Source organism: Azospirillum brasilense (assembly GCF_022023855.1).
GTDB classification, from domain to species: Bacteria; Pseudomonadota; Alphaproteobacteria; order Azospirillales; family Azospirillaceae; genus Azospirillum; species Azospirillum brasilense_F.
Window position 1 is genome coordinate 411,739 of sequence record NZ_CP059449.1, and the last position, 21,556, is coordinate 433,294.

The window sequence follows — 21,556 nt, forward strand, 5'->3', positions numbered from 1 at the left end:
GGAGGGGACTGCCGCCGCTTCGCAGAAGGCACCCTCCCCTGCGCAGCGGGGGAGGGCCGGGGTGGGGGCAACCGCAGCAGCAACGCCCGCGCCGCAGCCCCTCAAGCCGCGCCGGCCAAGGTCCAGCGCGTCGTCTCGCCGCTGCGGAAGGGCAGCACGGCCTCGCCGTCGGCGGTCAGCACGATGTCCGGCGCCGTGGACGGCGTGCGCTCCAGCACCACCTTGTCCTCGTTGGCCGGCAGGCCGTAGAAGCGCGGGCCGTTCAGGCTGGCGAAGGCCTCCAGCTTGTCCAGAGCGCCCGCCTCCTCGAAGGCTTCGGCGTAGAGTTCCATGGCGTTGGCGGCGGTGAAGCAGCCGGCGCAGCCGCAGGCGCTCTCCTTCGCGGTCACCGTGTGCGGGGCGGTGTCGGTGCCCAGGAAGAACGGCCCCTCGCCCGAGGTCGCGGCCTCGACCAGCGCCACCCGGTGCGTCTCGCGCTTGGCGATGGGCAGGCAGTAGAGGTGCGGGCGGATGCCGCCGGCGAACAGGTGGCTGCGGTTGATCAGCAGGTGGTGCGCCGTGATCGTCGCCCCCACCCGGCCCGAGGCGGCGTGCTCGCGCACGAAGGCCACGGCCTCCGCGGTGGTCGCGTGCTCCAGCACCACGCGCAGCGCCGCGTAGCGCTCCAGCAGCGGGCCGAGGACGCGCTCCAGGAACACCGCCTCGCGGTCGAAGATGTCGACATGGGAGTCGGTCACCTCGCCATGGATCAGCAGCGGCATGCCGATCTCCGCCATGCGCTCCAGCACCGGGGCGATCTTGCCGAGGTCGGTCACGCCGTGGGCGCTGTTGGTGGTGGCGTTGGCCGGGTAGAGCTTGGCGGCGGCGAACACCCCGTCCTCGAAGCCCTGGGCCAGATCGTCGGCGTCGGTGCCGTCGGTCAGATAGGCCGTCATCAGCGGCGTGAAGGCGTGGCCCGCCGGCAGAGCCGCCAGGATGCGCTCCCGGTAGGCCACGGCGTCGGCCGTGCGGGTCACCGGCGGCTTCAGGTTCGGCATGATGATGGCGCGGCCGAACTGGTGGGCGGTGAAGGGCAGCACCGCCTTCAGCATGGCGCCGTCGCGCAGGTGCACATGCCAGTCGTCGGGACGGCGGAGGACGAGACGGTCGGTGGGCATGGCGGCTCCGGGCGCGGGAGAAGGGGACTGGCCGGAGTTCTAGACCCTTACGGCCCCCCGCTCAACGGTATCGGGGCGGTATCGGGGCGCTATCCGGCCACTGCGCTGGTGACGGGACCGGCGAAAGCCGCTAGAACCCTAGCCGAATCCCTAGGGACATTCGAAGCCGGACCCGCGCCGATGAGCCTCATTACCCCCCGCACCCCGCCCGGAACGATGGAGCTGCTGCCGCGCCAGCAGGTGGCCTTCCAACGTCTGCTCGACACCATCCGCCGCGGCTACGAGCGGTTCGGCTTCGTGCCGGTGGAAACCCCGGTGTTCGAGACGGTGGACACCCTGCTGACCAAGTCCGGCGGCGAGACCGAGAAGCAGGTCTATTTCGTGCAGTCCACCGGCGCCATTCAGCAGGGGAACAAGCCGGACATCGCGCTGCGCTTCGACCTGACGGTGCCGCTCGCCCGCTATGTGGCGGAGCATGAGCGCGACCTCGCCTTCCCCTTCCGCCGCTACCAGATCCAGCGCGTCTACCGCGGGGAACGGGCGCAGCGCGGGCGCTTCCGCGAATTCTACCAGTGCGACATCGACGTGATCGGCAAGGACAGCCTGTCCGCCCATTACGACGCGGAGATCCCGGCGGTCATCTACCACGTCTTCAAGGAACTGGACTTCGGCGGCTTCACCATCAACGTGAACAACCGCAAGGTCCTGCTCGGCCTCCTCGACGGGCTGGGCGTGGACGACGCGGAGAAGCGCGTCTTGGTCCTGCGCGAGATCGACAAGCTGGACAAGATCGGCCGCGACAAGGTGCGCGACAGCCTGACCGGCCTCGGCATGACCGCCGACGCCGCGGAAAAGATCCTGTCCCTGATCGACGCCAAGGGCACGAACGAAGAGACGCTCGCCGCGCTGGGCGCGCTGGGCATCGACAACGAGACCTTCCGCCAGGGTGTCTCGGAGCTGACCACCGTCATCGAGGGGCTGAAGGCCCTCCAGGTGCCGGACGGCGTGGTGCGCATCAACCTCGCCATCGCGCGCGGGCTGGATTACTACACCGGCACGGTCTACGAGACCTTCCTGAACGATCATCCGGGCATCGGCAGCGTGTGCTCCGGCGGGCGCTACGACAACCTCGCCAGCCACTACACCAAGTCGAAGCTGCCGGGTGTGGGCATCTCGATCGGCGCGACGCGGCTGTTCTACCAGCTGATGGAAGCCGGCATCATCAAGGACGGCGGCGCGACCGCCCAGGTCCTGGTGACGCAGATGGATCCGTCCCTGTCCGCCGACTATTACGGTCTGGCGACGGCGTTGCGGGCGGCGGGCATCAACACGGAAATCCAGCTCGACGGCGGCAAGCTCGCCAAGCAGATGAAATACGCCGACAAGGCGGGCATTCCGCTGGTCGTCCTGATGGGCTCCGACGAGAAGGCCCGCGGCACGGCGACGCTGAAGCATCTGGTGAAGGGCGAGCAGGTCGAAGTCCCGCTGGCCGATCTCGCCGCCAAGGCGAAGGAACTGCTGGGGGCATAGCTCCCCACCACAGAAGGCCCCGCCCATGGCCAGCGTCGCCGAAGCCCTGAACCTCGCGCTCGACCATCATCTGTCCGGGCGGCTGGAGGAGGCGCGGCTGCTCTACGGCCGCATTCTGGAGGTGGACCCGGACAACCCCCACGCCCTGCATTTCGCCGGGCTTCTGGCGGCCCAGACCGGCGCGGTGGCGGACGGGGTGGCGATGATCGGCAAGGCGGCGACCCTCCTGCCGCTCGCCGCCGACATTCACGGCAATCTCGGCAAGGCGCTGATGGCGCTGGGCACGCCGGACGGAGCGGCGCAGGCCGCCGCCGTCTTCCGCAGCGTCCTTGCCCTGCAACCCGACGGCGCCGGTGACTGGTTCGCCCTGGGCGGCGCCCTGATCGAGTCCGGCGACGGTGCCGCCGCCCACCGCGCCCTGACCCGCGCCCTGACGGCCAGCGCCGCCACCGACAGCGAGCCGCTGGCCGAGGCGTTCGAGCGGGCCGGCCTGCTGCTCTACGCCGTCGCCGACTGGGCAAGCGCCACCGACGCCTTCCGCAAGGCGCGTAACCTCGCCTCGCAGCGCGCCGAGGCGCACCGCATGCTTGGCGCCGCGCTGGCCCAGACGGGCGACCCGGAGGGCGCCGTGGAGGCGCTGGACGCGGCGCTGCGGCTCGACCCTACCCTGGCCGAGGCGCAGACCAACCTCGTCCATCTCCTGGTCACGCTGGGTCGTTTCGACGAGGCGGAACGGGCCGGGCGCCGGGCGGTGGTCCTGGACCCCGGCAACGCCGACGCCTACGGCAACATGGTGCCGCTGCTGGAGCAGACCGTCCGTGTCGCGGAGGCGCTGCGCCAGTGCGGGCGCGCGGCGCGCATCGCCCCGGACCGCGCGTCCTTCCACCGCAACCGCCTGTCCCTGCTGCTGCACGAGGGCCGCCGCGACGAGGCCGTCGCCGCCGGGCGGGAGGCCATCCGGCTCGCTCCCGCCGACGCCGAGGCCCATCTGGCGCTCGCCGTCGCCCTGCTCGCCTCCGGGCAAATGCGCGAGGGGTGGGAGGAGTTCGAGTGGCGGTGGGAAACCCGGCAACTCGACCCCGTGCACCGCAGCTTCCCCCAGCCGCAATGGACGGGAGCAGAGGATGTGGCGGGTCGGACCATCCTGCTCTACGCCGAACAGGGACTCGGTGACACCTTGCAGTTCATCCGTTACGCGCCGCTGCTGGCCGGGCGGGGCGCGCGGGTGGTCGTTGGCTGCTCCCCCGCCTTGGTCCGGCTGATGGAGCGGGTGGACGGCGTGTCCGCCGCCATCGCCTGGGGCGGGGAGCTTCCCGCCTTCGACCTGCACATCCCGATGATGAGCCTGCCCCGCGCCTTCGGGACCGATCTGGACAGCATCCCGGCCGCGGTACCCTATCTGCGCGCCGATCCCGCCGACGTCGCCGTGTGGCGCGAGCGCCTTCCGGTGGAGAATGGGCGTCCGCGCGTCGGGCTGGTCTGGGCGGGGTCGCCGCGCACGGTGCGCGGGGTGGCGAGCCCGATCGACCGGCGGCGCAGCCTGCCGCTCGCCGCCCTGGCCCCCCTGGCCGATGTGCCGGGGGTGCGCTTCGTCAGCCTGCAGATGGGGCCGGGCGCGGCGCAGCTGGCCGAGGCTCCGGCGAGCATGGACATCGAGGACCCCATGGGCGGCGTCCGCGACTTCGCCGACACGGCGGCGCTGGCCAAGACGCTGGACCTCGTCATCACGGTGGACACCTCCGTCTGCCACCTCGCGGGCGGGCTGGGACGGCCGACCTGGACGCTGTCGCGCGCCGATGCCTGCTGGCGCTGGCTGGGCAACCGGGAGGCCAACCCCTGGTACCCGACCATGCGCGTGTTCGGCCAGGACCGTTCCGGCGACTGGTCCGGCGTGGTCGCCCGCCTGCGCGCGGCGTTAACGGATTTCGTGGCGGCGCACGGTCGCGCCACTTAACCACACAACGGTTGCGTGCATTCGTGGCACCGAAGCAACGGTCCGCTACGATTTTGAGTTACACCGATTTCGGGGCGGACTCGCACACTCGAAGGGCGAGGGATTACACCGGTTGTTAACCAAGGCGCCTCTACATTCCGGCCATATCGTTCGGCCAGTTTGCCGAGCATTTTAACCAATTCGCGGGCGTCCCCCGCGGTCATGGCTGGAGCCGGACATGACACGGTTGTGGGTGCGACGCGCGATCTGGGGTGTGACGCTGGCGGCGACGCTGGGCGGCGGCGCCCTTCTGGCGCAGGAGGAAATGCGCACGTCGCGGTTGCAGGCCCGCCTGCTCGCCGGCTACGCCAAGGACATGACCTACACGCTGAGCGAGGGGCCTAACCCCGCCGCGCGCCACCCCACCCAGGGTCCCTACAACGAGCGGATGGGCTATGTCGGGCTGCCCGGCTATCTGCGCTCGCTGACCTCGGATATGTACGCGGTGGAGATGCAGGCGCATCTGTCGCCGACGCTCGACCAGTTCATGGCCGCCGGCGGCTTCCCGATCTACCACGAGAAGACGCGCGCCGGCCTGACCCTGCTGGACCGCAACGGCACCGCGCTGTTCTCCGCCCGCTACCCGGAGCGGGTCTTCGCCAAGTTCGAGGACGTGCCGCCGCTGGTCGCCGCCACGCTTCTGTTCATCGAGAACCGCGAGCTGCTGAACACCGACGAGCCGCGCCGCAACCCCGCCGTGGAGTGGGACCGCTTCGCCGGCGCCGTGGCGATGCTGCCGGTGCAGTGGGTCAAGCCCGGCCAGCGCTCTCCCGGCGGCTCGACCCTGGCGACGCAGATCGAGAAGTACCGTCACTCTCCCGATGGCCAGACCAACGGTGCCACGGAGAAGCTGCGCCAGATGATCTCGGCCAGCACCCGCGCCTATCTGGACGGCGAGGACACCGGCGCCCACCGCCGCCGCATCCTGATCGACTATCTGAACTCCACACCGCTGACCGGGCGTCCCGGCTTCGGCGAGGTGAACGGGCTGGGCGACGGGCTGTGGGCTTGGTTCGGCACCGACCTCGCCATCGCCGAGAAGGTGCTGTCGGAGGAGCCCGCCGACGCCCGCGCCCTGCAGCTGAAGGCGCTGGCCTACAAGCAGGTGCTGAGCCTTCTGCTCGCCCAGCGCCGCCCCTCCTATTACCTGATCCAGGACCGTCCGGCGCTGGAGCGGCTGGCCGACAGCCATCTGCGCGTTCTGCACGGCGCGGGCGTGATCGACACCACGCTGCGCGACGCCGCCCTCGGCCTGACGCTGAAGTTCCGCGAGGACCCGCCGCAGGCCCAGACCGCCAATTTCGTGGAGCAGAAGGCCCCCAACGCCATCCGCGCCCGGCTTCTCTCCATGCTCGGCGTGTCCAGCCTCTACCAGCTCGACCGAATCGACCTGACCGCCGAATCGACGCTCGACGCCCCGGCGCAGCAGCGGGTGGTCGAGGTGCTGGCGAAGCTGGGCGACCCGGCCTTCGCCGCGCAGATGGGGCTGACCGGCGAACGGCTGCTCGACACCAAGGGCAGCGACCTGTCCAAGATCATCTACTCGGTCACGCTGTACGAGCGCGGGCCGGACGCCAACTACCTGCGCGTCCAGGCCGACAACCTCGACCAGCCGCTGGACATCAACGAGGGCGCCAAGCTCGACCTCGGCTCCACGGCGAAGCTGCGCACGCTGGCAACCTATCTGGAGATCGTGGCGGAGCTGCACACCCGCTACGCCCATCTGCCCAAGGACTTCCTCGCCGACGTGGAGGAGGAGGCGTCCGACAACCTGACGCGCTGGGCCGCCAACTGGCTGTCGACCTCCGGCAACCGCGGATTGAGCGCCATGCTCGACGCCGCCATGGAGCGCCGCTATTCGGCGAACCCCGGCGAGGCCTTCTTCACCGGCGGCGGGCTGCACAGCTTCGTGAACTTCAACCCGCGGGATAATGGCAGCATCCTGAGCGTGACCGAGTCGCTGCGCAATTCGGTCAACCTGCCCTTCATCCGCATGATGCGCGACGTCGTGCAGTTCTATCTGTCCGAAGGCGGCGACGACAGCGCCGACATCCTGCACAACCCCGACCACCCCGCCCGCCAAGCCTATCTCGCCCGCTTCGCCGACAAGGAAGGCAGCGACTTCCTGAACCGCTTCTACAACAGCTACCGGAAGCACACGCCGGACGCGATGCTGAACATGCTAGCCGCCCGGTCGCGGCCGATGCCGCACCGCCTGTCGGTGATCTTCCGCACCGTGCGCCCGCAGGCCGGAGTGAAGGAGTTCGGCGCCTTCCTGCGCGCCCGCCTGCCCGACGCCAAGCTGGACGACGGGGACATCGCGTCGCTCTACGGCAAGTACGGGCCGGACAAGTTCCCGCTGAACGACCTCGGCTATCTGGCGCGCGTCCATCCGCTGGAGCTGTGGCTGGTCTCCTACCTGCAGAAGCGCCCCGACGCCAAGCGGCAGGAGGTGCTGGAGGCCAGCGTGCAGGAGCGCCAGGAAAGCTACCGCTGGCTGTTCAAGAAGGGCCAGTCGGCCCAGAACACCCGCATCCGCATCGGGCTGGAGGAGGAGGCGTTCCAGCGCATCACCGAGCAGTGGCGCAAGCTGGGCTACCCCTTCGAAACGCTCGTCCCGTCCTTCGCCACCGCCATCGGCAGCTCCGCCGACCGCCCGGCGGCCCTGGCCGAGCTGGTCGGCATCATCCAGAACGACGGGGTGCGCCAACCGACCGTGCGCGTGCGCAAGCTGCATTTCGCCGCCGGCACGCCCTACGAGGCCGTCGTCGGCCTGGGCGAGTTGCGCGGCCAGCGCGTGATGAAGGCGGAGGTCGCGGCCACCCTGCGCAAGGCGCTAATGGACGTGGCGCAGAACGGCACGGCCAAGCGCGTCTGGGGCTCCTTCAAGGACTCGGCGGGGGCGGTCATCCCGATCGGCGGCAAGACCGGCACGGGCGATCACCGGTTGGACCGCTACGGCCCCGGCGGACACCTGATCGAGTCGCGGGCGGTGAACCGGACGGCGACCTTCGCCTTCTACATCGGCGACCGCTTCTTCGGCACCATGACCGCCTTCGTCCACGGGCCGGAGGCCGACAACTACCGCTTCACCAGCGCCCTGCCCGCCCAACTGCTGAAGAGCATCGCCCCGGCGCTGCAGCCCCTCATCGACCCCGGCGTGACCAAGACGGCCGACACCGGCAAGCCGCAGACGGGGCTGTGACCGGCGGGCCTAGGCCCACACCCGGAACTGAAAAGGCCCGCCCCGGGAAGCCGGAGCGGGCCTTTTTGATGAACCGGGGAGCAGACGGCCGGGCGCGCCTTACGCCAGGGCGTGCTCCTGCGCGGTGGAAACGGCAGCCGGGAGGGAGGCCAGCAGCAATTCCAGCTCCGCCGCGGCGACGTTCAGCGGCAGGCTGGGACGGCAACCGCGCAGCGTCTCCAGCGCCCGGTCGAAGGCGCTTTCATGATCGCCCTGATCCAGATCGCTCTCATCCAGCGCCGCCAGATAGGCGTGCGCGACGGTGGCGGTCTCCTCCGGTGTCAGATCATCAACCTGCAAGGACGTGTTTGGGAGCATGATGGCGGTTCCCGTACAAACAGAAGCGGAAACCAGCAAGCTACGAGAACATGGTTAACAAGGCGTTGCCGGACCGGCGCCACGGCCCTGCGCAAAAGGGGGCGCAGCCTGCAGCCACGCCCCCTCCGACCGGTCCCGAGCGGCTTCGAGCTGATCAGCTCTCGCCGTAAATCTGCTCCTGCTGGTAGGCGACGATGCCCACGCGCTGGATCAGATCGAGCTGCGTCTCGATCCAGTCGATGTGTTCTTCGGTATCATCGAGCAGTTCGGTGAGCTGCGCGCGGGTCTCATAGTCACGAACCTGCTCGCACAGGGTGATGGCGTCGATCAGATCGGTGCGGGCTTTGTGTTCCACCTTCAGATCGTTGCCGAGCATTTCCGGCACGTCCTCACCGATCATCAGCTTGCCCAGATCCTGAAGGTTGGGGAGACCTTCCAGGAACAGGATGCGCTCGATCATCTTGTCGGCGTGCTTCATCTCGTCGATGGATTCTTCGTAGATCTTGTGCGCAATGCGCTTCAGGCCCCAGTTCTTCAGCATGCGGGCATGCAGGAAGTACTGGTTGATCGCCGTCAACTCGTTGGTCAGGATCTTGTTCAAATGGGTGATGACCTGCGGATCGCCCTTCACGTCCTGCCTCCTGCGGTTCGTTTGTCGATTAGCGACGTTTCTGGAATGACCATGCCCCATTTGTGGAGCCTTGGCAACCGGCTGGACGGCAGTCGACCAAATAAATTCTCCGCACCGCAACAAACCAGCCATCGCAATTGCGAGTGAATATCAAAAATGACTTCAGAGAGGCAGGGCGATGCACTTGAAGTCACAAAAACTGATGAAGCCTGCTGACCGTTATATTTCGCCTTTCCGCAACCACGATTCACATTTTCTTGTAATTTTTAAGTTCCGAATGCCGCCTCTACAATGCCCATGAAGAACAGCAAGGCTCACGGGAACCTGACGCGGGCCAGCCACCAGTCTGCCACCGGTTGGACCCGCGCCCTTGGGCGCGAGATCCCGAACATCGTCATCGTTGGATTTGTGGTGCGGGCGGCGGGACTCGAACCCGCATGCCGTTGGCGAAGGATTTTAAGTCCTTTGCGTCTACCGATTCCGCCACGCCCGCGCACCGTCGCGGACCGGCTCGGAGAACGGGTTGCCCCCGCCCGCCGGAGTTGCATATCATTGTATGCAGCCCACCGTTCCGCTGGATTGACTTAGACAATCCGCGGGCGTTTGGTCAAGGATTGAGCGCGTTTAAAGCGTCGGACACGCAAAAATCCCCGCAACCCTGGCGTTCAAGGGAGATGAGTTTGGAATCGATCAACTGGTTGGCTGTGGTGAGCGTGCTGATGGTCGCCGTGCTGGTCGTCCCGGCGGCCCTGCGGCGCAACCGCAACACTTGGCTGCCCTACGCAGCGATCTGGGTCGCCGCCATCGTGGTGCTGGTCTGGGCATACGACAGCTTCGGGCCGTTCTGATCGGCTCCGGGTCCGGGCCGCCGTCGCCCAGCGCCGGTCAGGGCCGCGTGTCCTCGTTCAGGGTCATGATACCGATGCCCATCGCCACGCTGCCGAAGGTGAGGATGAGGCTGGCATACAGCATGATCGCGGCAATAATGCCATGATCGCTGTTTCCCATCAGAGTCGCCAGATTGGCGACGTCAAGAACCAAAAGCCCCGTTGCCAGAACAACAGCCCCGGCCACGCCGGATGCCAGATGTTTCAGCAAGAACAGGATCGCCGCTTTTTCGAAGGGTTTCATGGCACGACTTTTCATGACCGTCACTTCATAACCCTCAACATAGAATTACCCACAGCGGCGACAATATGACCAAGGACGGCTTGGCGTCGTAGGGGTCTCTCTAGCCTTTGGTCCCCACTGTGACGTTCGGCGTACCGCCCAAGCGCAGGACGATGCCCGCCAACTCCTCCGTGGCCGCCACCACGCGGGTCTCGTCGGTGCCGCGCAGCACGAGGCTGACGCCGAAGAAGCCGTTGCGGAAATAGGGATAGCTGCCGATCTCCAGGTCGGCGTAGCGATCCTGCAGGCCGCCGAGGTCCGCGGCGATCTGCCCCTCGGCCAGTTCGCAGGCCACCGTGCGGGCGTGCAGGTCCGGCCCGCCCTCCAGCTGCGGCAGCACGCCGTCGAGCATCGCCTGCATGATGTTGGGCACGCCGGCCATGACGAAAACGTTGCCGATGCGGAAGCCCGGCGCGGCGCTGATCGGGTTGTCGATCAACGACGCCCCCGCCGGGATGTTGGCCATGCGCAGCCGCGCCTCGTTCAGCTTCGACGGGTCGCCGTAATGGCGCTCCAGCCGGACCACGGCCTCGGCGTTGCGCTCCAATGGCACGCCGAAGGCCTTGGCGACGCAGGCCGAGGTGATGTCGTCGTGGGTCGGCCCGATGCCGCCCGTGGTGAAGACGTAGCCGTAGCGGCCGCGCAGGGCGTCCAGAGCCGCGATGATCTCCTCCTCCACGTCAGGGACGACGCGCGCCTCGCGCAGACGGACGCCGATGCCGGCCAGCTTTTCCGCGATGTGCGGCAGGTTGGCGTCCTTGGTGCGGCCCGACAGGATCTCGTTGCCGATGACGAGGACGGCGGCGGTCGGGTTCGGCGAGGCAGGGGACGTGGACATGCGGAGTCGGCTCCGTTCTCGGTTGAGGCGGGGATGGCGGGACCGGCGGGCTTGCCGGATGGCGGGGGTGCGCTTTAACCTGGGGCCCAAGATGCGCTTCCCCACCCCCCTCCTGCAAGGCCGCCTCGTCCGCCGCTACAAGCGGTTTCTCGCCGACGTGGAGCTCGACGGCGCCCTGGTCACCGCCCATGTTCCGAACTCGGGCAGCATGATCGGAGTGGACGCCCCCGGCTCCGCCGTCTGGCTGTCACGCTCGGACAACCCCAAGCGCAAGCTCGCCCATACGCTGGAGCTGGTCGAGGCGCTGGACGATCCGGACGCCCCCTGCCTCGTCGGCGTCAACACGTCGCATCCCAACGGGCTGGTCGCCGCCGCCATCGCCGCCGGCACCATCCCGGAGCTGGCCGGCTACGCCCGGCTGCGCCGCGAGGTGAAGTACGGGCGCAATTCCCGCATCGACATCCTGCTGGAGGACGAGGTCCGCCCGCCCGCCTATGTCGAGGTCAAGAATGTGCATCTGCGCCGCCCCACGCGGGGCGACGGGCAGGCCGCGGAGTTCCCGGACTGCGTGACCGCCCGCGGGGCCAAGCATCTGGTGGAGATGGCCGAGATGGTCCGCCAGGGCGCGCGGGCGGTCATGGTCTACCTTGTGCAGCGCGCCGACTGCGCTTACTTCCGAGTCGCCGCCGACATCGACCCCGCCTACGCCGCCGGATTGCGCCTCGCGCTCGAATCGGGGGTGGAAGCCGTGTGCTGGTCCTGTAGGATCACCCCGGAGTCGATCACGCTGGAGCGGCCTTTGCCGATCCTGCTTGGGCCGATCCGCACGGATTGACCGCGCTTTCTGTTCACCGCCGGGACTGCCGGCGCGTTTTCTTGGGACCTGATCTGTAGGGGACGATTCTCTTGGACCACGACGACCTCGATTCCCATCGCATCCGGATTCATGGGCCGGAGGATTTCGAGGGCATGCGCAAGGCCGGACGGCTGGCCGCGGCCACGCTCGATTTCATCACGCCCTACGTCCAGCCGGGCGTCACCACCGGCGAGCTGGACCGGCTGCTGGAACAGCACATCCGCGACCATGGCGGCGTCCCGGCCCCGCTCGGCTACCGCGGCTTTCCGAAGGCCAACTGCATCTCCGTCAACCATGTCGTCTGCCACGGCATTCCCGGCGACAAGCGGCTGCAGAACGGCGACATCCTGAACATCGATGTCACCCCGATCCTGGACGGCTGGTACGGCGACAGCAGCCGCATGTATCTGTGCGGCGACGTCGGCGTGAAGGCGAAGAAGCTGGTGGACGTCACCTACGACGCGCTGATGATCGGCATTGCCCAGGTGAAGCCGGGCGCCACGCTGGGCGACGTCGGCCACGCCATCCAGACCTTCGCGGAGGGCCACCGCTATTCGGTGGTCCGCGACTTCTGCGGCCACGGGCTGGGCCGCGTCTTCCACGAGCCGCCGTCGGTCCTGCATTTCGGCAACCCCGGCACCGGCGCCGTCCTGCGCGAGGGCATGATCTTCACCATCGAGCCGATGATCAACGCCGGCCGCTACGACGTGAAGATCCTCGGCGACGGCTGGACCGCGGTGACCAAGGACAAGTCGCTGTCCGCCCAGTTCGAGCATTCCATCGGCGTGACCAAGGACGGCTGCGAGATCTTCACCCTGTCCCCCGCCGGCTTCCACAAGCCCCCCTACGCCGTCCCGGCCGAGGAAGCGACCGCCGCCGTATGACATTCCCGCGGCTGTGATTTTCGCGCGGAAGAGGTATAGTCCCGACGCACACATTCGTATGGTGGCGTCGGGATGGCGGGACGGAAGAGCGCGAAGCGGTCGGGGGATGCGGAGGAGGCCCAAGGGCTTCCCGGGCTGGAGCCGCCCCCTCACGTCTCCGTGGAGGAGGCCCATCACGAGGCCCATCACAAGGGCCACCGCCAGCGTCTCTACACCCGCTTCCTCGACGGCGGGCCGGACGCGCTCCAGGATTACGAGCTGCTGGAGATGATTCTGTTCGCGGTGAACCCGCGCCGCGACGTGAAGCCTCTGGCCAAGGCGCTGATCCGCGATTTCGGCGACATCTGGAGCGTCGTCAACGCCCCACCGCCCCGCCTGCGCGGCTACTGCGTGGGGGAGGTCTCGCTGGCCTCCGACAAGGCCGTCGCGACGCTGCGGGCGGTCGGGGCGGCGGCGCTGCGCGGAATGCGGCAGCGGGTGATGGACCGGCCCGTGCTGGCCAACTGGCAGTCGCTGCTGGACTACTGCACCGCCGCCATGGCCCACCAGCCGATGGAGCAGTTCCGCCTGCTCTTCCTCGACCGCAAGAACAAGCTGATCGCCGACGAGGTGCAGCAGACCGGCACGGTCGACCACACCCCGGTCTACCCGCGCGAGGTGGTGCGGCGCGCGCTGGAGCTGTCGGCCAGCGCCATCATCCTGGTGCACAACCACCCCTCCGGCGACCCCACCCCCAGCCGCGCCGACATCGAGATGACGAAGGAGATCCTGCGCGCCGCCCACAGTCTGGGCATCGCGGTCCACGACCACATCATCGTCGGCAAGGGCAAACATGTCAGCTTCAAAGCCCAAGGGTTGATGTAGCCGCAACCCTGTCCCGCAGTCCCATCTTGTCGCCTGGATCGGCGCCCCCATATGTGCGGCGTTCGTCACCATAGAGGTAGCACCATGGGCCTTTTCGACATGTTCAAGGGATCGGCGCCGCTGGATCTCACCCCTCGCCGGGCGTTGGTCGTCTCGCTGATCTACTGCATGGGTTCGGACGGGGAAATGGACCCGGAGGAGGTCGGTCACCTGCTGTCCGTGATGGGCCGCAGCGCCACGCGGGAGGAGCTGGACCGCTGCTTCAAATACGCGCGCAGCACCCCGCCCGACGCCTTCCTGGCCGCCGCCACGCCGAACCTGAACGAGCAGCAGCGGCTGTGCATCCTGCTGAACATGCTCGACAGCGCCATGGCCGACGGCGAGGCCGAACAGGGCGAGCGTGACCTGATCGCGCGCTTCCAGCAGGCCTTCGGTCTCGACGATGCCAAGCTCGGCCCCTACTTCCAGGCGCTGGTCGCCAAGAACGACCGCAGCGTGCTGGGGGCGTAGGACCGCCTTCGCGGCGCATCGCCCGTCAGCCGACCGCCTCTGGAGTGGCGGCGTGACGGGCGATGAAGGCCACGAAATCGTCGTAGGGCATGGGGCGGCCCAGCAGATAGCCCTGGATCTGGTCGCAGCCCAGCCGGGCGAGGCCGCCGAACTGCTCCTCCGTCTCCACCCCCTCGGCCAAGGTCTGCATGCGCAGCGAGCGCGCCATGCCGATGATCGCCTCGGCGATGGCCCCACCGTCGGAGCCATCGGTCAGGCTGGTCACGAACGAGCGGTCGATCTTCAGCTTGTCGACGCGGAAGCGCTTCAGGTAGCTGAGGCTGGAATAGCCGGTGCCGAAATCGTCGATGGCCAACGCCACCCCCATCTCGCGCAGCCGGGCGAAGGTGCCTGTCACCATGTCGGACTCGTCCATCAGGACGCTTTCCGTCACCTCCAGCTCCAGGCAGCGGGCCGGCACCTTGTAGGCGTCCAGCCAGAAGGCCACGCGGTCGGCCAGACCGGGACGGCGAAGCTGTACCGCCGATAGATTGATGGCGATGAGAAGCGGATGGCCGCGGGCGAGCAGGTCGGCGGCGCGGCGGCAGGCCTCGCCCAGCACCCAGTCGCCGATCGGCTGGATCAGGCCGGTATCCTCGGCCACCGGAATGAACTGGCCGGGCGGGATCATCGTGCCGTCGCGGCGGCGCCAGCGCAGCAGCCCCTCCGCCCCGACGAGGCGGCGGCCGTCCACCGCGAACTGCGGCTGGAAATGCAGCTCCAGCTCGTTGTCGGCCAGGGCGTGACGCAGGTTGCTTTCCAACCACATCCGCTCCGACGCCCGCTTGTTCAGCTCCGGCGTGAAGAACTGGTGGTTGGCGCGCCCCGCCTCCTTGGCGGCGTACATCGCCATGTCCGCGCATTTCAGAAGCGCGTCGATGGTCGTCGCGTCGTCGGGGTAGAGCGCGATGCCGATGGACGGGGAGATCTGCAACTCGTGCCCGTCCACCGGGAAGGATTCGGTCATCGCCCGCAGCACCTTGCGGGCCACCGAGCAGGCCGCGTCGGGACCGTCCAGGTCATTGACGAGGATGACGAACTCGTCGCCGCCCTGGCGGCTGACGGTGTCGCTGGCCCGCACCGTCTCCAGCAGCCGCGCCCCCACCGCGCGCAGCAGCCGGTCGCCGACGCCGTGCCCCAGGCTGTCGTTGATGGTCTTGAAGCGGTCGAGATCGACGAACAGCAGCCCCACCTTCGTGCCGTGCCGGTCGGCGGCGAGCATGGCGCGTTCCAGCCGGTCGCGCAGCAGGAAGCGGTTGGGCAGGTCGGTCAGGAAGTCGTACTGCGCCAGATGCCGGATGCGCTCCTCCTGGGCGCGCTTCTCGGTGATGTCGGAGAAGGCGGCGATGTAGTTGACGGCCTCCCCCGCCTCGTTGCGCACCATCTGGATGCTGAGCCACTCCGGATAGACCTCGCCGGACTTGCGCTTGTTCCAGATCTCGCCGGACCAGTGGCCCTCCTCCTTCAGCTTCACCCACATCTCGGCGTAGAAGGCGCCGTCCTGACGGCCCGAGGCGAGCATGGCCGGATCGCCGCCGATCACTTCCTCGCGGCTGTAGCCGGTGATGCGGCAGAAGGCGTCGTTGACCGCGACGATGCGGTTCTTCTCGTTGGTGACGACCATGCCTTCGGCGGCGTTGTCGAACACCTTGGCGGACAGCCGCAGCTCCCACTCCGCGCGCTTGCGCTCCGAGATGTCGCGGGCGATGGCGCAGTAGTAGGCGTCGCCGTCGTAGGTGACGCGGCTGGCCGTCACCTCCAGCTCCAGCGCGCGCCCGTCGCGGGTGCGGTAGAGCGTCTCGTAATGGGCCGACGCCTCGGACGCCCCGTCGCGGAAACGCTCCAGCAGGTCGGCGTGGCCACCGGCCAGCCCGGCGAGCGGGGCGCCCAGCGCGGCGCAGCCGAAGGGGTTGACGTAGGCGATGCGCAGCTCCGCATCCGCCAGCACGACGATCTCGGACACATGGTCCACGAAGAAGTTGGCGAGGTAGAGCTGCCGCGCCCGCTCGCGCAGCATGCTGTCGCTCTCCCGCATGTTGGACTGGTAGCCGCGGACGATGCGGCGGACCCAGCCGGTGACCAGCCAGGACACCCAGGCCGAGGCGCCCAGCGCCAGCGCCAGCACCGCCAGCGTGGTCAGGATGCGCTTCTTCATGCCCGCGCTGATCTCCGCCCGCCGCTGCGCCAGCACGGAGTCGATGTCATCGGTGTAGAAGCCGGCAACCAGCACCCACCCCCAGACGTCCGGCGCCGTGGCGTAGGACAGTTTCGGCGCCGGGCGCCCGGTGACCGGATGCACCCAGTCGAAGCGCAGCTCCCCGCCGCCCTGCCGGCCGGCCTCCAGCAGGCGGGTGACCAGATCCCGCTCGGTCTCCCAGGGCAGGTCGCGGGCGTTCTTGCCCTCCGCCGCCGGGGAGGTCGGGGAGAGCAGCACCTCGCCATCCTCGCTCAGCACCGCGATGAAGCCCGAATCCCCGAAGCGCCGGGCGCGCAGCCGCTCCAGCGTCTCGCGCTGAAGCTTCTCCTCCACCGCTCCGACATAGTCGCCGGTGCCGATCAGCCAGTTGAACGGCTCGAACCGGCGGACGTAGGCGAACTTGTCGGACATGCTGTGCGGGTTGCCCGGCGCGTACCAGCGGTAGCGGGTGAAGCCCTGCATCTCCGGATCGTCCACGGCGCGGATCAGGTTGCGCATGATTGGGCGCCCCTGGTCGTCGCGGTTGTCGATCAGCGAGCTGCCCTCCCGCTGCGGGTCGGTGGGCAGCAGCACGCAGGTGCCCTGCATATCGTCGATGAAGTAGTAGCCGCGCCCGCCAAAGAAGCGCAGCGGCCGCAGCGTCTCCTTGATCGACTGCCGGATCGACTCCTCGGGCAGATACTCCTTCTCGCGCTCGTAGATGGTCCAGGCGATGCCGTAGGCTTCGTCCACCTTGGCGCGCAGTTCGGCGCGCAGCAGCGGTTCGGTGCGCGACCGCATGTAGGCGAGGTAGGACCGCGCGTTCTCCAGCTCCTCCTGCAGGGTCTGGCGCTGCACTTCCAGGTAGCGGGCTTCGGTCTGCTTCAGGTCGGCTTCGAAATCCAGCCGGTGCTGCCAGATGAAGTAGGCGCCCAAGCCCACCACCACCGCCGCGACCAGAAACAGGGACGCCAGGAACTGCAGACGGTAAAGGCGCCTTTCGTCCGAAGTCCGGGACGGCTCGCGCATCAACTCGGCGATCGGATCGGACAACGAAAGCCCTCCTGGAACCACGCCCGGCGTTGCCCGTCCACGGCGCATATGACACATCATTAGTGCGCGTGGCCGGGACTCGGCAAGTTCAAGGTGAAGAAACCGGCGCGACCAATTGCCAGTCTTTGCGATTTTTCCGGGAAGACGGCTCTGTCCTTGGAAACCTTATGACGCGCACCCCGCGTCCGAACGGGCTGCGAAGGGGCTTTGCAGCGCCGTCCAGCGCGGTTATGGTCCCGCGCGCGGGCAATAGGGGGCGGTTTCCGCCATTGCAATGGCCCAATGCACCCCCCGCCCGCCGCCGAAGCGTTCAGGTCCGCCACCCCCGGAGAGTCCGATGATCCCCCGCTACACCCGCCCCGAAATGGCCCGCATCTGGGAGCCGGAGAACCGGTTCCGCATCTGGTTCGAGATCGAGGCGCACGCCTGCGACGCGCAGGCGGAGCTGGGGGTCATCCCGAAGGAGGCCGCCGCCGCCGTGTGGGAGCGCGGCAAGTGGGAGATCGACCGCATCGACGAGATCGAGCGGGAGACCCGCCACGACGTCATCGCCTTCCTGACCAACCTCGCCGAACATGTCGGGCCGGAGGCGCGCTTCGTCCACCAGGGCATGACCTCGTCGGACGTGCTGGACACCTGCCTCGCCGTGCAGATGACCCAGGCCGCCGACCTGCTACTCGACGACATGGACAAACTGCTGGCCGTTCTGAAGCGCCGTGCCTATGAGCACAAGGACACCGTCACCATCGGGCGCAGCCACGGCATCCATGCCGAGCCGACGACCTTCGGCCTGAAGCTGGCCGGCCATTACGCCGCCTTCGCCCGCGGGCGGGAGCGTCTGGTCCAGGCGCGCGCCGACATCGCCACCTGCGCCATCTCCGGCGCCGTCGGCACCTTCGCCAACATCGACCCGCGGGTGGAGCAGCACGTCGCCGCCAAGATGGGGCTGACGCCGGAGCCGGTGTCCACCCAGGTCATCCCGCGCGACCGTCACGCCTTCTACTTCTCGGTTCTGGGCGTCATCGCCTCGTCGATCGAGAATCTGGCCGTGGAGATCCGCCACCTGCAGCGCACCGAGGTGCGCGAGGCGGAGGAGTATTTCCATCCGGGCCAGAAGGGCTCCTCGGCGATGCCGCACAAGCGCAACCCGGTGCTGTCGGAGAACCTGACCGGTCTGGCGCGCATCGTCCGCGCCGCCGTCGTCCCGGCGCTGGAGAACGTCGCCCTGTGGCACGAGCGCGACATCTCCCACAGCTCGGTCGAGCGCATGTTCGGCCCCGACGCCACGGTGACGCTGGACTTCGCTCTGGCCCGCCTGACCGGCATGATGGACAAGCTGGTGGTCTATCCGGAGCGCATGCAGAAGAACCTGGACGACCTGGGCGGCCTGGTCTTCTCGCAGCGCGTCCTGCTGGCCCTGACCCAGGCCGGGATGAGCCGCGAGGACAGCTACAAGGCGGTGCAGCGCAACGCCATGCAGGTGTGGGAGAAGGGCGGCAACTTCCTCGACCTGCTGTCGTCGGACGCCGACGTCGCGAAGCACATCTCCCGCGAGACGCTGGCCCCGATGTTCGACATGACCTACCACACGAAGAACGTCGACATGGTGTTCAAGCGCGTGTTCGGAGAGTGATCGGTTGGGGGCTTCGCTGATCCTCGGAGCCCCCATCCCTCCCGCTTCGCGGGCCCCTTCCCTCCCCCGCCTTCGGCAAGCGAGGGAGTTTTTATCCCCTCCCCTGCGAGAGCGGGGGAGGGTCAGGGAGGGGGCAAGACCCTTACTCCGCGTGCACCTGCACGCGCGCGACGTCCAGCAGACGAGCCAGCTCCTTCTCCACGCGGTGGTCGGAGATATCAACGCCCCTGGCGTGCAGGTCGGCGGCCAGACGGTCACGCACGTCGTGCGGACCGGTGGCCGCGATGTCGGCGTCGATGATCTGGCGGACATAGGCGTCGGCCTCGCCCCCGGTCAGGCCCAGCAGGCTCGCGGCCCAGAGTCCCGCCAGCCGGTCGCGGCGCGCGCGAATCCTGAAGAGCAGATCCTGGTCGTGCTGGAACTTGTTCTCGAAGGCTCTCTCGCGCTCGTCGAAGGTCGTCATGGGACCCGGCTCCTTGGATTGGTTTTGCGCTCCCAGATACAAGACTATATAGCCGGTGGATCGGGCGTCGTCATCGCCCCCACCCACCGGCCAATCGGCGAATCCGGCGTGCGGCGACATACCCAAGAGGGAAGCGGAAGGCAAGATTCCCCATGTGCAGCGTGATCCTCCTGCGACGACCGGACGCAACATGGCCCCTGATCCTGGGCGCCAACCGCGACGAGATGGCCGGACGGCCCTGGAAGGCCCCGGCGCGCCATTGGCCCGACCGCCCCAACGTCGTCGCCGGGCTGGACGAGCTGGCCGGCGGCTCCTGGCTGGGCATGAACGACGAGGGCGTCGTGGCCGCCGTGCTGAACCGCATGGGCACGCTGGGGCCGGAGGCCGGCAAGCGCTCGCGCGGGGAGCTGGTGCTGGACGCGCTGGATTTCGCCGACGCGGCGGAGGCGGCGGAGGCCATGGCGCAGCTCGACACGCGGGCCTATCGCCCCTTCAACCTGCTGATCGCCGACAACCGCGACGCCCGGCTGCTCGTCCACCGCGGCCCCTCCCCGCGCAACCGCCCGGAGGTGGTCGAGATCCCCGAGGGCGTGCACATGGTCACCGCCAGCGACCTGGATGACGTGGCGGAGGACCCGCGGCAGGCCCAGTATCTCCCCCTCTTCCAGCACGCGGCACCGCCCGACCCGGAGCGGGGCGAAGCCGGCGACCGGTGGGGCGGCTGGCCGGAGCTGCTGGCGAGCCGCATCTGGGACGACGGCGGGCGGGGCGAGCGCGGAGCGATGAACTTCCTGCTGCCCAGCGGATTCGGCACGGTGTCGAGCGCGCTGATCGCCCTGCCCGCCGTGGAGCGCCCGGACCTCGACCCGGTCTGGCACTTCGCTGCCGGCCGCCCTCACGAGGCGCCGTGGCAGCCTGTCTCGTTGGGGCCCGTCCCGTTGGGGTAGGAGCCGCCGCGGACCCCGCGCATTGTGTTCCCTGGGCCAGCTTGCTATATCACTCGTGCATATCCCCTGGACCGGTCACCCGCCGGTCCAGGCTACACGTTTTTGGACGATCTCTCATGACACGACGTCGGCGCATCTACGAAGGCAAGGCGAAGGTCCTGTTCGAAGGTCCGGAGCCGGGCACGCTGGTGCAGTACTTCAAGGACGACGCGACCGCCTTCAACAACCAGAAGAAGGGCATCATCACCGGCAAGGGGGTGCTGAACAACCGCATCTCCGAATACCTGATGAGCCGTTTGTCGGAAATCGGCGTGCCGACGCACTTCGTGCGCCGCCTGAACATGCGCGAGCAGCTGGTTCGCGAGGTCGAGATCATCCCCATCGAGCTGGTCGTGCGCAACACCGCCGCCGGCTCGCTGTCCAAGCGCTTCGGCATCCCCGAGGGGACCCCGCTGCCGCGCTCGATCATCGAATATTATTACAAGTCCGACGAGCTGAACAATCCCATGGTCACCGAGGAGCACATCACGGCCTTCGGCTGGGCGGCTCCGCAGGACCTCGACGACATGGTGGCGCTGTCGCTCCGCGTGAACGACTACCTGTCGGGTCTCTTCCTCGGCATCGGCCTGCGGCTGGTGGACTTCAAGCTGGAGTTCGGCCGTCTGTGGGAGAACGAGGAGATGCGCATCGTCCTGGCCGACGAGATCAGCCCCGACAACTGCCGCCTGTGGGACATCAAGACCAACGAGAAGCTTGACAAGGACCGCTTCCGCCAGGACCTCGGTCAGGTCGAGGAGGCCTACCAGGAGGTCGCCCGGCGCCTCGGCATCCTGCCCGAAGGCGGCCCGGTGGACGTCAAGGGCCCCAAGACCGTTCAGTAATCAGTTTTCCCCTTACCCATCAGCATCATCAAGCGAGCGGACATCCGATGAAGGCGAAGGTTCACGTCACCCTCAAGCGCGGCGTTCTCGACCCCCAGGGCAAGGCCATCGCGCACGCGCTGCACACGCTGGGCTTCGACGGCGTCGAGGACGTCCGCGCCGGCAAGGTCATCGAGCTTCAGCTCAAGAGCACCGACGAGGCCGCCGCCCGCAAGGAGGTCGAGGCCATGTGCACCAAGCTGCTGGCCAACACGGTGATCGAAGACTACGCGATCGAGCTGGTGGCCTGAGAGTTGATGGCCTGAGGCCGTCCCCGCTCAATCCTGCCTGTCGGAAAATGGGGGATGCGCAACCGCTGCGCATCCCCCA

Annotated in this window: 19 protein-coding genes and 1 tRNA gene; 12 read left to right on the forward strand and 8 right to left on the reverse strand. The window is 68.2% G+C overall.

The annotated features are described in order from the left end of the window. Positions 1-101 precede the first annotated feature (101 nt). Complete coding sequence (gene pyrC, locus H1Q64_RS01925) at positions 102-1,157, reverse strand: dihydroorotase (RefSeq protein ID WP_237904165.1); 1,056 nt, start codon at positions 1,155-1,157, stop codon at positions 102-104. Positions 1,158-1,337: 180 nt separating this feature from the next. Here pyrC and hisS point away from each other — a divergent pair, with 180 nt between their 5' ends. The 3 genes from hisS (at position 1,338) to H1Q64_RS01940 (ending at position 7,885) form a co-directional block, all read left to right on the forward strand. Further along, positions 1,338-2,687 carry a histidine--tRNA ligase gene (hisS, locus tag H1Q64_RS01930; RefSeq protein WP_237904166.1) on the forward strand — a complete coding sequence of 450 codons (1,350 nt, stop codon included), beginning with the start codon at positions 1,338-1,340 and terminating at the stop codon, positions 2,685-2,687. Positions 2,688-2,712: 25 nt separating this feature from the next. Next, positions 2,713-4,641: a tetratricopeptide repeat protein gene (locus H1Q64_RS01935; RefSeq protein ID WP_237904167.1), complete on the forward strand. Its 1,929-nt coding sequence runs from the start codon at positions 2,713-2,715 to the stop codon at positions 4,639-4,641. 217 nt (positions 4,642-4,858) lie between these two features. Further along, complete coding sequence (locus H1Q64_RS01940) at positions 4,859-7,885, forward strand: transglycosylase domain-containing protein (RefSeq protein ID WP_237904168.1); 3,027 nt, start codon at positions 4,859-4,861, stop codon at positions 7,883-7,885. Positions 7,886-7,984: 99 nt separating this feature from the next. Here the strand turns inward: H1Q64_RS01940 and H1Q64_RS01945 are convergent, their stop codons facing one another. The 3 genes from H1Q64_RS01945 to H1Q64_RS01955 form a co-directional block, all read right to left on the reverse strand. Further along, complete coding sequence (locus H1Q64_RS01945; RefSeq protein WP_237904169.1) at positions 7,985-8,242, reverse strand: hypothetical protein; 258 nt, start codon at positions 8,240-8,242, stop codon at positions 7,985-7,987. A gap of 154 nt (positions 8,243-8,396) precedes the next feature. Next, positions 8,397-8,873, reverse strand: coding sequence for a bacterioferritin (bfr, locus tag H1Q64_RS01950; protein WP_035671636.1), 477 nt, complete (start codon positions 8,871-8,873; stop codon positions 8,397-8,399). Between the two features lie 409 nt (positions 8,874-9,282). After that, positions 9,283-9,366: transfer RNA gene (locus H1Q64_RS01955), tRNA-Leu, on the reverse strand. 181 nt (positions 9,367-9,547) lie between these two features. Here H1Q64_RS01955 and H1Q64_RS01960 point away from each other — a divergent pair. Continuing rightward, positions 9,548-9,721: a hypothetical protein gene (locus H1Q64_RS01960; RefSeq protein WP_237904170.1), complete on the forward strand. Its 174-nt coding sequence runs from the start codon at positions 9,548-9,550 to the stop codon at positions 9,719-9,721. A gap of 37 nt (positions 9,722-9,758) precedes the next feature. On the opposite strand, the gene H1Q64_RS01965 is transcribed toward H1Q64_RS01960, so the two are convergent. Further along, on the reverse strand, positions 9,759-10,004 hold the full coding sequence (locus H1Q64_RS01965) for a hypothetical protein (RefSeq protein WP_145625590.1): 246 nt from the start codon (positions 10,002-10,004) through the stop codon (positions 9,759-9,761). Positions 10,005-10,104: 100 nt separating this feature from the next. After that, positions 10,105-10,881: a competence/damage-inducible protein A gene (locus tag H1Q64_RS01970; protein ID WP_237904171.1), complete on the reverse strand. Its 777-nt coding sequence runs from the start codon at positions 10,879-10,881 to the stop codon at positions 10,105-10,107. A gap of 91 nt (positions 10,882-10,972) precedes the next feature. On the opposite strand from H1Q64_RS01970, the gene sfsA reads away from it, so the two are divergent. From sfsA to H1Q64_RS01990, 4 genes are all read left to right on the forward strand, one after another. Then, positions 10,973-11,716 (forward strand): DNA/RNA nuclease SfsA, encoded by a 744-nt coding sequence (gene sfsA, locus H1Q64_RS01975; RefSeq protein WP_237904172.1) that lies wholly within the window; start codon positions 10,973-10,975, stop codon positions 11,714-11,716. A gap of 134 nt (positions 11,717-11,850) precedes the next feature. Further along, the gene (gene map / locus H1Q64_RS01980) at positions 11,851-12,621 is read left to right on the forward strand and encodes a type I methionyl aminopeptidase (protein ID WP_419468828.1); all 771 of its coding nucleotides are present in this window, start codon (positions 11,851-11,853) and stop codon (positions 12,619-12,621) included. 72 nt (positions 12,622-12,693) lie between these two features. After that, positions 12,694-13,485 carry a RadC family protein gene (gene radC / locus H1Q64_RS01985; RefSeq protein ID WP_237904174.1) on the forward strand — a complete coding sequence of 264 codons (792 nt, stop codon included), beginning with the start codon at positions 12,694-12,696 and terminating at the stop codon, positions 13,483-13,485. A gap of 84 nt (positions 13,486-13,569) precedes the next feature. Next, positions 13,570-13,995, forward strand: a complete 426-nt coding sequence (locus H1Q64_RS01990) for a TerB family tellurite resistance protein (RefSeq protein WP_237904175.1) — start codon at positions 13,570-13,572, stop codon at positions 13,993-13,995. A 25-nt stretch (positions 13,996-14,020) separates the two neighbouring features. Here H1Q64_RS01990 and H1Q64_RS01995 read toward each other — a convergent pair whose 3' ends face one another. Continuing rightward, the gene (locus tag H1Q64_RS01995; RefSeq protein WP_237904176.1) at positions 14,021-17,263 is read right to left on the reverse strand and encodes a cache domain-containing protein; all 3,243 of its coding nucleotides are present in this window, start codon (positions 17,261-17,263) and stop codon (positions 14,021-14,023) included. Positions 17,264-17,600: 337 nt separating this feature from the next. Here H1Q64_RS01995 and purB point away from each other — a divergent pair, with 337 nt between their 5' ends. Continuing rightward, positions 17,601-18,896 carry an adenylosuccinate lyase gene (gene purB / locus H1Q64_RS02000; RefSeq protein WP_035671612.1) on the forward strand — a complete coding sequence of 432 codons (1,296 nt, stop codon included), beginning with the start codon at positions 17,601-17,603 and terminating at the stop codon, positions 18,894-18,896. Positions 18,897-19,038: 142 nt separating this feature from the next. On the opposite strand, the gene H1Q64_RS02005 is transcribed toward purB, so the two are convergent. After that, positions 19,039-19,359, reverse strand: coding sequence for a DUF1476 domain-containing protein (locus H1Q64_RS02005; RefSeq protein WP_014239520.1), 321 nt, complete (start codon positions 19,357-19,359; stop codon positions 19,039-19,041). Positions 19,360-19,511: 152 nt separating this feature from the next. On the opposite strand from H1Q64_RS02005, the gene H1Q64_RS02010 reads away from it, so the two are divergent. The 3 genes from H1Q64_RS02010 to purS all read left to right on the forward strand — a co-directional run bounded on the left by H1Q64_RS02010 (position 19,512) and on the right by purS (position 21,477). Continuing rightward, entirely contained in the window at positions 19,512-20,306 is a 795-nt protein-coding gene (locus H1Q64_RS02010) for an NRDE family protein (protein ID WP_237904177.1), read from the forward strand. A gap of 116 nt (positions 20,307-20,422) precedes the next feature. Continuing rightward, on the forward strand, positions 20,423-21,187 hold the full coding sequence (gene purC / locus H1Q64_RS02015; RefSeq protein WP_014239519.1) for a phosphoribosylaminoimidazolesuccinocarboxamide synthase: 765 nt from the start codon (positions 20,423-20,425) through the stop codon (positions 21,185-21,187). 47 nt (positions 21,188-21,234) lie between these two features. Next, the gene (purS, locus tag H1Q64_RS02020; protein WP_038529315.1) at positions 21,235-21,477 is read left to right on the forward strand and encodes a phosphoribosylformylglycinamidine synthase subunit PurS; all 243 of its coding nucleotides are present in this window, start codon (positions 21,235-21,237) and stop codon (positions 21,475-21,477) included. Positions 21,478-21,556 lie beyond the last annotated feature (79 nt).